11 protein-coding genes are annotated in these 11,310 nt (G+C 69.8%); all 11 read right to left on the bottom strand.

All coding sequences use genetic code 11. The annotated features are described in order from the left end of the window. Positions 1–59: 59 nt before the first annotated feature. Positions 60–1,535, bottom strand: coding sequence for an aldehyde dehydrogenase family protein (locus tag KMAL_RS03775; protein ID WP_110094489.1), 1,476 nt, complete (start codon positions 1,533–1,535; stop codon positions 60–62). Between the two features lie 17 nt (positions 1,536–1,552). Beyond that, entirely contained in the window at positions 1,553–2,320 is a 768-nt protein-coding gene (locus tag KMAL_RS03770) for a sugar isomerase domain-containing protein (protein WP_110094430.1), read from the bottom strand. After that, positions 2,320–3,093, bottom strand: a complete 774-nt coding sequence (locus KMAL_RS03765) for a nucleoside phosphorylase (protein ID WP_110094429.1) — start codon at positions 3,091–3,093, stop codon at positions 2,320–2,322. The genes KMAL_RS03770 and KMAL_RS03765 overlap by 1 nt, the downstream gene beginning before the upstream one ends. Beyond that, positions 3,086–3,976: a carbohydrate kinase family protein gene (locus tag KMAL_RS03760; RefSeq protein ID WP_110094428.1), complete on the bottom strand. Its 891-nt coding sequence runs from the start codon at positions 3,974–3,976 to the stop codon at positions 3,086–3,088. Before KMAL_RS03760 ends, KMAL_RS03765 begins: the two co-directional genes overlap by 8 nt. Then, complete coding sequence (locus KMAL_RS03755) at positions 3,973–4,533, bottom strand: cysteine hydrolase family protein (RefSeq protein ID WP_110094427.1); 561 nt, start codon at positions 4,531–4,533, stop codon at positions 3,973–3,975. Before KMAL_RS03755 ends, KMAL_RS03760 begins: the two co-directional genes overlap by 4 nt. Then, a complete protein-coding gene (locus KMAL_RS03750) occupies positions 4,530–5,402 on the bottom strand; it encodes an ABC transporter permease subunit (RefSeq protein WP_110094426.1) in 873 nt (290 codons plus the stop codon). Before KMAL_RS03750 ends, KMAL_RS03755 begins: the two co-directional genes overlap by 4 nt. After that, on the bottom strand, positions 5,399–6,466 hold the full coding sequence (locus KMAL_RS03745) for an ABC transporter permease (protein ID WP_110094425.1): 1,068 nt from the start codon (positions 6,464–6,466) through the stop codon (positions 5,399–5,401). Before KMAL_RS03745 ends, KMAL_RS03750 begins: the two co-directional genes overlap by 4 nt. After that, on the bottom strand, positions 6,466–7,938 hold the full coding sequence (locus KMAL_RS03740; protein WP_110094424.1) for an ABC transporter ATP-binding protein: 1,473 nt from the start codon (positions 7,936–7,938) through the stop codon (positions 6,466–6,468). Before KMAL_RS03740 ends, KMAL_RS03745 begins: the two co-directional genes overlap by 1 nt. Next, on the bottom strand, positions 7,935–8,996 hold the full coding sequence (locus tag KMAL_RS03735) for a BMP family lipoprotein (RefSeq protein WP_110094423.1): 1,062 nt from the start codon (positions 8,994–8,996) through the stop codon (positions 7,935–7,937). The genes KMAL_RS03740 and KMAL_RS03735 overlap by 4 nt, the downstream gene beginning before the upstream one ends. Next, positions 8,890–9,732, bottom strand: a complete 843-nt coding sequence (locus KMAL_RS03730; protein ID WP_110094422.1) for a GntR family transcriptional regulator — start codon at positions 9,730–9,732, stop codon at positions 8,890–8,892. Before KMAL_RS03730 ends, KMAL_RS03735 begins: the two co-directional genes overlap by 107 nt. Before the next feature lie 219 nt (positions 9,733–9,951). Next, the gene (nhaA, locus tag KMAL_RS03725; RefSeq protein ID WP_110094421.1) at positions 9,952–11,124 is read right to left on the bottom strand and encodes a Na+/H+ antiporter NhaA; all 1,173 of its coding nucleotides are present in this window, start codon (positions 11,122–11,124) and stop codon (positions 9,952–9,954) included. Between the last annotated feature and the right edge of the window lie 186 nt (positions 11,125–11,310).

Here is an 11,310-nt window from a genome sequence, read left to right as displayed (position 1 = left end):
ATGTTAAAACATTACGATAACGCAACAAAAAGAGCGCGTTAAAGGCGCACGTCCCCCGCCTATCCGGGCGGGAGGGCAGGCGGGCGGACCCGCATGCGGATGTGTCGGCTCTCGCGGTACAGCGCCAGCCCCTCGGGGCCGAGTTCGCGCCCGTGCCCGCTCATCTTCCAGCCGCCAAAGGGGGCCTGGAGTTCGCTGACGTCATTGACATTGATGCCGATGCCCCCGGCCTCGATATGATCGGCCAGGCCCCATGCCCGCTCCAGGTCGCGGCTGTAGACATAGGCCGCCAGGCCAAAGGGCAGGGCATTGGCCAGCGACAGCGCCTGCGCATCGGTGTCGAACGCATGGATGGCCGCGACCGGGCCGAACGTCTCGTGCGTCATCGCCAGCGCGTCGGCCGGCACGTCCGTCAGGACGGCGGGACTGTAATAGAACCCGCCTTCGGGCACGCCGTCATGCAGCGCATGCCCCCCGCACAGCAGCCTTGCCCCCCGGTCCACGGCGTCGCGCACATGCAGGTCCGCGCGTTCGCGCACGCTGTCGTTCATCACCGGGCCATAGGTGACGCCGGGTTCGATGCCCGGCCCCGGACGGATGGCCGACGTGATGGCCACCAGCGCCTCGACAAAGCGGTCCTGCACGCTGCGCGCGACCAGGATGCGGTTCACCGCGATGCAGATCTGCCCCATGTTGGAAAAACTGCGCCGTGCGGCGGCGGCGGCCGCGTCCTCGATATCCGCGTCGTCAAGCACCACGAACGGGCACTGCCCGCCCAGTTCCAGCGCCACGCGCTTTAGGTTGCCTGCCGCCGCGCGCATGATCGCCTGCCCCGCCGGGACCGACGCGGTGGCGGAAATCAGGCTGATGCCCGGATGCGCCGACAGCGCGGCCCCCACATCCGGCCCGTCGCCCGGAATGTCGTTGAGCACCCCCGCCGGCAGCCCCGCCTCGGTCAGGCAGTCGATGACGGCGGCGATGGCGAACGGGGTTTCGGGGGGCGGCTTGACCACCATGGTGCATCCGGCGGCTAGCGCCGGGGCGATTTTCCATGCATACAGGTCCACGGGATAGTTCCATGGGACAATGGCCGCAACCACGCCCACCGGACCGGAGGAGACGATGCTGCGGATGTCGGGCCGCACCGACGGGCGCAGCGTGCCGCCCATGCGCCGCCCTTCCTCCGCGTAATAGCGCAGGACCTCGGCGCCAAACAGGATCTCCTTGCGCGAATCGGGAACCGGCTTGCCCTGTTCGCGCGTCAGGGCGGTGGCGATGTGGTCGACGCGCTGTTCGATCAGGTCTGCCGCGCGCCGCATGATGGCCGCGCGCGCATCGGGCATGGCGCGTGACCATGCGGGAAAGGCCGCGTGCGCCGCAGCCACCGCGTGTTCCACGTCCACGCCATCGGCAATGGCCGTCCGGCCGATCGCCTGTCCCGTCGCCGGGTCGATGACCGGTCGGTACGTACCGCCCTGCGGCGCGACCCATTGCCCGCCGATGAACAGGGGGCGTGTGTTGTCGGTGATGTCCATGATGATGCCCGTCCTGTTCAGCGTGCGCGCAGGCGACGCCACATATCGGCGTAATTTTCGTCGTTGTGGCGGTTCGCGGCTTCCTTGTGTTCCGTGTTCGGGTTGATCATGACGCGCGGGGTGATCCCCTGCGCCACGAGTTCCTGCGCCGTGGCGGACACGATGGCATGCGCGATCGCGATGGTGATGGAGGTCGAACTGGCCCCCACCGGCGCCTCCAGCCCCGCGATCTTCAGGCTGGCGTCGGCCTTTGGCACGCCGGTGTCGATCACCACGTCCGCGACCTCGAACAGGCGCTGCCCGCTGGAATGGCGCGACGCGGTGGTGGAGGAATGCGGCAGCGACGTCACCGCGATGACCTTCATGCCCAGCGCCTTCGCCTGCAGCGCCATGTCGAGGATGACGGCATTGATGCCCGAATGTGAAAACAGGATCAGCGTGTCTTCCGCATCGAGGTGATGCGCCGACAGGATCGCCTTGCCATAGCCTTCCACCGCATGGATGAAGCGGTACTGCCGCGCGCCCTGGTCGCCCAGCACATGGTGGAAGGAGATCATGCTGCTTTCGACGATGGGGCGGAAACCCGCCACCGTGCCGGTGCGCGGGAACGTCTCGATCGCGGGCAGGGCGCCATGGCCGGTGCCGAAGGTGAAGACCAGCTTGTCGCGCGCGATGCTGCGCGCGCACAGCTTCGCCGCCGCGCGGATGTTCTCGGCCTGCGTGTCGCGCACACGGCCCAGGCGCGCGATCAGGACGTCGAAATATTCCTCGATGATATCGGTCATTATCGTGTTTCCTTGAGCGTGGGATGGCACAGCGCGTTGATCGCCGCCTCGAACAGGTCATGTTCCGCCGCAGCCATGCGCCCGGCGTCGAGCTTCTCCTGGCTGACGGGATCGACGGTCGCGACGCACAGGCTGGAGGTGCGCGCGCCCAGCATCCGCCCCGCCACCAGCAGGGCGGAGGTTTCCATGTCGGCCGCGATCAGGCCAAAGCGCGCGATATCGTCAAGCAGCTCCTCGCGCACGCGGCTGCGCGATCCCGGCAGGGCGAACATCTGGGAATAGAACCCGTCATAGCTGGCGAACACGCCGGTATGGTGGCGGCGCGTGGACTGCGCGTGCAGGGTATCGGTGATGGCGGCATTGAGCGTCGTGTCCGACACCGCCGGGTATCCGGGCGGGGCATAGCTGTCGGACGTGCCCTCGCGCCGCAGCGCGGCTTCGGCCAGCACGAAATCGCCCAGCTGCACCGCGCCGGCGGCCATGGCGGTGCCGATGCGCACGAAGGTATGCACCCCCAGCGCACGCAGTTCCTCCAGCACGACGGCGGCGATGGGCGCGCCCATGCCGAATGCGGTGGCGGTGATGCGCGTGCCCGCCCGCGTGCCGGTGATGGTCTGCAGCCCCCGGTTGACCGGCACGCGGTGCACGTCGTCAAGGTGGGTGGCAATGCGCTCCACGCGCGCGGGATCGCCGATCAGGATCGCGACATCGCCCACGTCACGCGGGGTCGCGCCGATATACCACGCGCTTTTTTCTGGAATGTTCTCAGCCATTGAACGGTTCGTCCCTGCTTTCTTTCTGTCGTGATCTCAGTAATGCGAATGCGGCGCCGATCCCCGCGTCCAGCGCGCCCGGCGGGTCGTGCGGGTGCGCCAGCAGGTGCGCCAGCATCCCCCCCGCCAGCGTGTCGCCCGCCCCGCACGGGTCATCCACCCGCAGGGCCGCGACCGGCGGGCGCGCGGTGCGCCCGTCCGCCGTTTCCAGCACGGCCCCGCGCGGGCCATGGGTTTCCACCAGCATGCGGCCCGCACGCGGGGCCGCCGCCGCCAGCGCGTCGCGCACCAGCGGGCCTTCGGTTTCGGAAAAGAAGATGATGTCCGCCCGTCCCGCCACCGCGCGCAGCAGGTCATCGGGCAGGGCGCGGACATCGTGCTTGGCCACCCACGCCACGCGCGCCGTGTCCGCGCACAGCGCCAGTGCGGCGCGCGTGGCCTGCGCCGGCGCCACCGTCAGGCACACGCACCGCGCCGTGGCGATCAGGTCCGCCTGCGCCGGGGTCACGATGGGCGCGCGCGCATCATGTTCCAGCGCGTCATACAGGCACATGCATTCGCCCGTGGGGTCGTACACCATCATCGTCAGCGGCGTGCGCCCGCCCGCAATGACCGCAAGCCCGCGGTCATCCGCGCCACAGCGCGCCACCGCCGCGCGATAGGCCGTGCCGTCCGCGTCATCGCCGATCCAGCTGACGGGCGCGGGGTGGGGCACGCCGGCGGCGGCCATGGCGCGGGCGACGAAATACGGCGCGCCCCCCGGACGCCCCCACGCGGCCGCGTCGCGGCGCGTGACGTGCGTCGTGCGGCCCAGCGCGGGCGGCCCCTCCAGCGCCAGCACATGGTCCATGCTGGCATAGCCAAGGATCGCAACGCCGCTCATGACAGGGCCATGACCCCGTCCTCAAGCGGGACGACCCTGCCGAAATAGCGTTCGATATCCTCCAGCGACGCCTCGGCCAGGTGGGGGCGGTTGGAATTGGTCGCCTCGCGCACGACAATCGGTTCGAACCCGTTGGCGAACGCGTCCTGCACCGTCGCGCGGATGCAGCAGTTGGTCTTCACCCCCACGATGACCAGCCGCCCGATCCCCTGTTCATGCAGCATCAGCGCCATGTCGGTGGCGAAGAACGCGCTGTAGCGGCGCTTGGCCACCACGGGCTCGCCCGGCAGGGGTTCAAAGCCCGCGACGAAGCCGCAGGCGTCCGACCCCTCGATATGGTGGACCGGCAGCTTCCCCCACTCGAAATCATGCAGGTCGGGGCGGTGGCGCTCCACCGCGTGGACCACCAGCGTGCCCGACGCGCGCGCCGCCGCCAGCAGGGTCGCGATCGGCGCGAGCACCTGCCCCGCCGCGGGGTAGCAGTTGGGTTCTTCGGGATCGAAGAACGAATTGATGACATCGACCAGCACCAGCGCTGTCCGGGATCGGGACGTCATGACGCGAAACCTCCATTCATGCGGCGTGCGCGGACCTGCTGCAGGCACATCAGGACCAGCACCGCGACATAGGGAAAAGCCTGGGCGATGGAGACCGGCAGCCCGATCACCTGCGCATCGGTCGCCAGATGCGCGGCCACGCCCAGCACAAGGCAGACAAGGGCGGTGGGCCACGGATGGTCACGCCCCACGTAAAAGGCCGCCAGCGCCACGTATCCCCGCCCGGCGGAGATGTCGTCGCTGAAGGCGCCGACGATGCCCAGCGAAAGGTCCGCCCCGCCAAGCCCGCACAGCGCGCCGGCCACGGCCATGCCGGCAAACAGCATCCGGCGTGCGGAAATGCCCACCGCGCGCGCCATGGCCGGGGCCGCGCCCGCCGCGCGCAGGTGCAGGCCCAGCCAGTGGTGGCGGAAGAACCAGTCCATCGCGAACACGCACCCCCATGCCGCGAAGGCGAGGATGTCGAGGTGCAGCGGCACGGGCAGCGGCAGCGGGGCGAGGCGGGCTGCCGGGGCCACCATCAGCAGGCCCGACACGCCGAACGCGGCCTTGACCACCAGGCGGCAGAAGGCATGCGACAGCAGGTTGAAGCCAAGGCCGGTGACGATGGGATTGGTGCGCAGCACGGACACCACCGCCGCCATCAGGCATGCGCCGGCACTTCCCGCCGCCGCCGCCAGCACCAGCCCGGCCATGGCCGACCCCGTGGCCCGCGCCACGACCGCCGCCACCAGCGCGCCCAGCAGGATGAACGCATCCAGCCCCACGTTCACCAGCCCCGCGCGGCGGCTGAACGCCCCGCCCAGCGCGGCCAGCAGCAGCGGCGTCGTCTGTGACAGGCAGTCACCGATGAAGGTCGGCACGCTCATCGTCCCGTCCCCCCATGGCGCCGCCACCGGGCGGAGGCGAAGATGATCAGCGTCGCCTCCAGCAGTTGGGTGACTTCTTCCGGCACGGCGGAAATCAGCTGGATGCCGATGCCCGACACCACCAGCAGCCCCAGCAGCGCCGCCGCCGCGATGATGCCCGGCGCGCGGTTCGCCCCAAGGATCGCGACCGTCAGGCCAAGGAAGCCGTATTCCGCCGAAAACCCCGCGACATAGCGGTGGACATTGCCCAGCGTGTGCAGCCCGCCCGCCAGCCCGCCCACCGCCCCGCTGAGCAGCATGGCCGACACCAGCACGCGCCGCACGTCGAACCCGCAGGCGGTGGCGAAGCGGCGGTTCATGCCGACGATGCGCGTGGCGTATCCCAGCACCGTATGGCGGCACCACAGCCCGTAGCCCACCGCCACCACCAGCGCGACGGCAAAGGAAAGGTTCAGCCCGTGCGCGACGATGTCGGGCATGTGGCTGGCCTGCGGGATCATGGCGGTGGCGGAATTGGCCGCGCCGGGCGCGAGGAAGAAATATTCCACCAGCCACGCCGCAAGGTCGAGGGCGACGAAATTGAGCATCAGCGTCGCGACGACATCATCCAGCCCCAGCCCCACCACCAGTGCCGCCGACAGCGCCATCCACGCCGCCCCGGCCGCGATGCCGCCACAGGCGGGCACGGCAACGGCCAGCACATGCGGCAGCCCCGCGCAGGACGGCGCGATCACCGCCGCCGCCAGACCGCCCAGTACAAAACATCCCTCCACCCCGGTGTTGAAGATGCCGCTGCGAAAGGAAATGGCCGTGGCGACCCCCGTCAGGACCAGCGGCGTGGTGGCGTTGAGCGTCTGCGCCAGCGCCGCCATGTCGCCCATGCCCGCACGCACGATCAGCGCGCCCACCATGAACGGGTTGAACCCGCACAGTGCGAGGACGCATCCCGCGCACACCAGCGCGCCCACCACCGGGAAGGCATGCGGCGCAAGGCGGGCGCCAAGGCCACGCAGCAGGTCGCGGCGGGGCGTGTGCGGCAATGCCGCCTGCGGGTGGACCTCCATCACGCGTGCCCCCCGATGCCGCCATCCGTGACCACCGCCCCCAGCGCCAGAAGGCGGGTGGACAGGGTGCGCAGTTCGTCCTCTTCCTCCGACACCAGCAGCACGGCCCCGCCGGCGGCCGCGAATTCCACGATCCGGTGGTGGATGACGTCGATCCCCTCCAGGTCCACGCCGCGCGTCGGCTGCGCCACCAGCAGCACGCAGGGCCGCGCGTCGAGTTCGCGCGCCATGGCCACGCGCTGCTGGTTGCCACCCGACAGCCGCCCCGACGCCAGCAGGTCGGTCGCGCGGCGCACGCCAAAACGGTCCAGCAGCGCGCGCGTATGCCCCGTGATCGCCGCATCGCGTCGCAGGCCCCATGCGGCAAACGGCATGGCGTCGTGCCGCCCGGCGACCACGTTGTCACGCAGGCTGGCGTCAAGGCACAGGCTCTCGCCCGCGCGTTCGGCGCTGAGGTAGCCGATGCCCGCGCGACGCCGCGCCCGTGTCGAAAGCCGCTCCACCGCGCGGCCACGCAGCGCGATCTGCCCGCCATCGCACGGGCACAGGCCCGCGACACAGCGCAGCACCTCGTCTTGTCCCGCGCCCGGCACGCCGCCAAGGCCAAGGATCTCCCCCGCATGCAGGTCGAACGACAGGCCGTCCACCCGCCGCGTCCCACGCCGGTCGCGCAGCGACAGGTCACGCACCGACAGCACGACCTCCCCACGCTGCGCCCCCGGCACACGCGCGGGCACGGGGGGCCTGCCCGTCATGTGGCGGACAAGGGCGTCGTGGCTCATGTCCGCGCGCTCCAGCGTCGCGACATGGCGGCCATCGCGCAGGATGCTGGCGCGGTCGGCCACGGCCATCACCTCGTCCAGCTTGTGGCTGATGAAGATCAGGGTCCGTCCCTCGTCACGCAGGCGGCGCATCAGGCGCAGCAGCCCCGCAATCTGTTCGCGCGGCAGCACGGCGCTGGGTTCGTCAAGGATCAGGACATCGGCCCCGCGATACAGCACGCGCAGGATTTCCACCCCCTGGCGGACATGCAGCGGCGCGTGCGCGGTGGGCATGGACCAGTCCACCTCCATCCCCGCCATCGCCGCCAGGGCCTCGGCCTCGTGCAGGGCGCGGGCGCGGTCCACCCGGCCAAGGCGCGCGCGTGGTTCATGGCCCAGGATCAGGTTGTCGAGCAGGGAAAGTTCGGGGATGGTGCTGAATTCCTGGTGCACCATGCCGATGCCGCGCGCGATGGCGTCATGCGCGCCCGACAGGCTGACGGGTGCGCCATCGAGCAGGATCTGGCCGCCATCGGGGCGTTCCAGCCCCTGGAGCATGCGCATCAGCGTGCTTTTCCCGGCACCGTTGCCGCCAAGGAAGGCATGGACCGAACCGCGCGCGATGGCGATGGAAATGTCATCATTGGCGACATGGCTGCCAAAGGCGCGGGTGATGCCGCAAAAGGCGATGCGTGGCGGGGGTGTACTCATCGCATGAACTCCGGGTATCCTTCGGTCGCGACGTTCCACACCTTCACCAGGCCCGCGATGATGTCGCGGCGCGCGGCCTCCACCGCCGCAAGGGCGGAGGGCGGGACCAGCGCGCGGGTGTATGCCATGGGCGACAGGCCCACACCCCCTTCGGACAATCCCATGTGCAGGACAGGAAGGTTCGCGATTGCGCCGTCATGGTAGGTCTGGATGATACGTTCGATCGCGACATCGGTATGCTTGAGCATACTGGTCAGTACATGGCCCGGCGCCAGCGCGTCCTCGTCCTGGTCCACGCCGATGGCGTACAGGCCGCTGTCCTGCGCCGCGTGGATCACGCCCACGCTGGTCACGCCCGCCACGGCATAGATGATGCCCACGCCGCCATTGTACATCACGTCGGCCATCTGCAGGCCCTTGGCCGGGTCGTTGAAGCTGTCGGCATAGGCGACGCGCACCGCGATGTCCGGGGCCACGCTGCGCGCGCCCTGGATGAACCCGGCAATGAACTTGTCGATCCCGACCGAACGCGTGCCCCCGATCACGCCCAGCGCACGGTGCGCGCGCAGGCCCGGCGCATGGCCGTCGCGCATCACCTGCGCGGCCAGCACGCCGGCAAGGTAGGAGCCCTCGTGCTCCTCGAACATGATGGAGGTGATGTTCGCGCCCGTCACGACCTGGTTGAGGATGACGAAATGGCAGCGCGGGAACAGCGGCGCCACATCCTGCATGACCGGGCCGTGCGAATATTCGAGGTCCACCACCAGGCCCGCGCCCGACGTGGCGGCCTGTTGCAGGATGTCCGCGCCTTCGGCCACGACGGAGGCCGTCTCCACCACCCGGCCCGGCAGGTTGTTCAGGCGCAGGCCGCGCCGGAATCCCGCAACGCCAAGGTCGTTATAGGACTGGTCCCCCAGGCCGCCCTGGCCAACGACCAGGACCGCCGGGGCGTCATTCGCGCCGGCGGCGTGCGCGCCTGCGCCGTGGTGGGGGATCGCCGTGGCCAAGGTCAAGGCCAGGGCCGCCAGTACCGGGCGGCGTGTGTACCGTTCCGTCATCGGACAGACCTATCGCAGGGTCCCGGGCCGTGGCCCGGACCAATTTCGTTTCGTAATAATAACGACGCGCGTCATAGACCGCCTCGACCATGTCGAGGACGCGTCCCTCGGCGTCAAATGACTGTCGGTAGACCACGATCACCACGCTGTCGGGTGACAGGGCCAGGATCGTGCATTCATCGGGTGTCGCCATGCGGGCGTTCAGCCGTTCCGTGGCGCTGGCGACGGGGCAGCCGCGTTCCGCAAGGAAGCGGTAGAATGAAAAATCCGTGCGCGCGCATATATCTTTCGTAAGGCCGGTGCGTTCGACCACATCCTGCGGCACGACGGAATTGTGGCGCGCCACCGGCGTGCCATCGACACAGCGCAGGCGGTCCATGACGACGGCCTCGCCCTCCACCTCGAACGGGGGGGTGGCCTTTCCGGGCCACTGCTCGAACGACAGGAGTTCGTGCGAGGCGACGCGGCCCGCGGCCCCCACCGCTTCGGTAAAGCTCATGAGTATGCCGGGCTGTTTGCGAAGCGGCGTGCTGGCGACGAACGTGCCTGCCCCCTGCCTGCGCACCACCAGCCCTTCGGCCACCAGTTCCTCCACCGCCTTGGCGACGGTGAAGCGGCTGACGCCCCAGCTTGCGGCCAGCGCGGTTTCGCTGGTCAGCCGTTCGCTGGGCTTGCACGCGGCCACTTCCTCCCTGAGGCGGTTTGCGATCTGCCGGTAGAGCGGAAGCGTCGTCATGAAGTGTCCCGTCAACTTGTTCTGTTGTCCAGTCAACTATGCTGATTCCGGAATCCGTATGCAACATATTTCTTTGCGCATACGTACCGAATTTTTCCCGGTGAACCGCCATCCGTGGCGGGGTGGGGGCATGGCGGCGGCCCCGTGGCGACGGTATCCGGCCCGCGTTATGTGTCGGTTCAGTGACTTAGGCGGCGCGCAGGCCCCACGCGCGCGGTGTCAGCGTGGCGCGGGGGCAAGGCGCAGCCACAGCCACCCGGCAAGGGCCGAGATGGCGGACCCGGCAAGGATGCCTGCCTTTGTCGCGGCCAGCAGGCCGGGGGCGGGAAAGGCCAGCCCGGCGATGAACAGGCTGATGGTGAACCCGATCCCGCACAGCAGCGACAGCCCGCACAGCATCCGTGGCGTGGCGCCATCCGGCAGGGGCGCGACCTTCAGCCCCGCACACAGCATGGTCGTGCCGAACACGCCCACCGGCTTTCCGATGACCAGCCCCGCCATGATCCCCAGCGGCACGGGCGCAAGCAGTGCGGACGGCGGCGGAAGGGCCACCCCCATGTTCAGGAACCCGAACAGCGGCAGCACCCCCCATGTCACGACGGGCGACAGGGCGCGGGCCACCGTCCCGGCGGGTGTGGCCCGCGCGGCGTGCGGTGTCGCGGGCAGGCACAGCCCGCACGCCACCCCCGCCAGCGTCGGGTGCAGTCCCGACGCCAGCAGCGCCCCCCACAGCAGCACGCCGCCACCGGCGTAGCACCACAGGGTCCGCACCCCCGCGCGGTTCGCCCCCAGCATCAGCGCCGTCAGCACGCCCGCCGCCGCCAGCGCGGGCCAGCAGGGCGGCGCGCCATAGAACAGGGCGATCACGACAATGCCCAGCAGGTCATCGAAAATGGCCAGCGCCATCAGCCATGCCCGCGCCGCCGGTGCGACGCGCGTGCCCAGCGCAAGGATGACCGGCAGGGTGAAGGCGGCATCGGTCGCCACGGGAATGGCCCATCCGCGCGTGGCGTCGGGATGCGCCCATGTGAGCGCAAGGTAGGTCAGGGCGGGCACGGCCATGCCCCCCACGGCCCCCAGCAGCGGCAGGGCGATGCGGCGTGCGGATGACAGGTGGCCTGACGCCATGTCGTTGCGGATTTCAAGGATGACCAGCAGGAAGAACAGCGTCATCAGCCCGTCGGACACCCATGCGGCCAAGTCCGCCGGCGCCCGCGCGGCCGCGAAGGGCAGCCGCAGCGGCAGTGTCACCAGCGCCGCATACCCGTCCGCCCACGGCGAATTCGCCAGACCCAGCCCCAGCAGCGACGCCAGCAGCAGGGCCAGCGCGCCCCCGGCGGCGGAGGCCAGGAAACGGCGGAGCGGGTGCACGGGGGTGGGGGAAAGGGCCATGCCCGTTCATTGGAACAGGCACGCAGCGCAGGCAAGCCAAAGCTGCGCCACGCGAAGACATCCGGTAATCCGGGGTGAAGCCTGTTCAGAAAAGCTTCGGCATTGCCAGGCCTGTAAGAAATCCGGCACTGCCGGCCACCCTTGCGGGTGGCATGGGAAAGACCGCCCCCGTCATGCGACAGGGGC

It is taken from the genome of Novacetimonas maltaceti, assembly GCF_002906255.1.
Classification (GTDB): Bacteria; Pseudomonadota; Alphaproteobacteria; order Acetobacterales; family Acetobacteraceae; genus Novacetimonas; species Novacetimonas maltaceti.
This window is presented reverse-complemented; position numbering and strand designations above follow the sequence as displayed.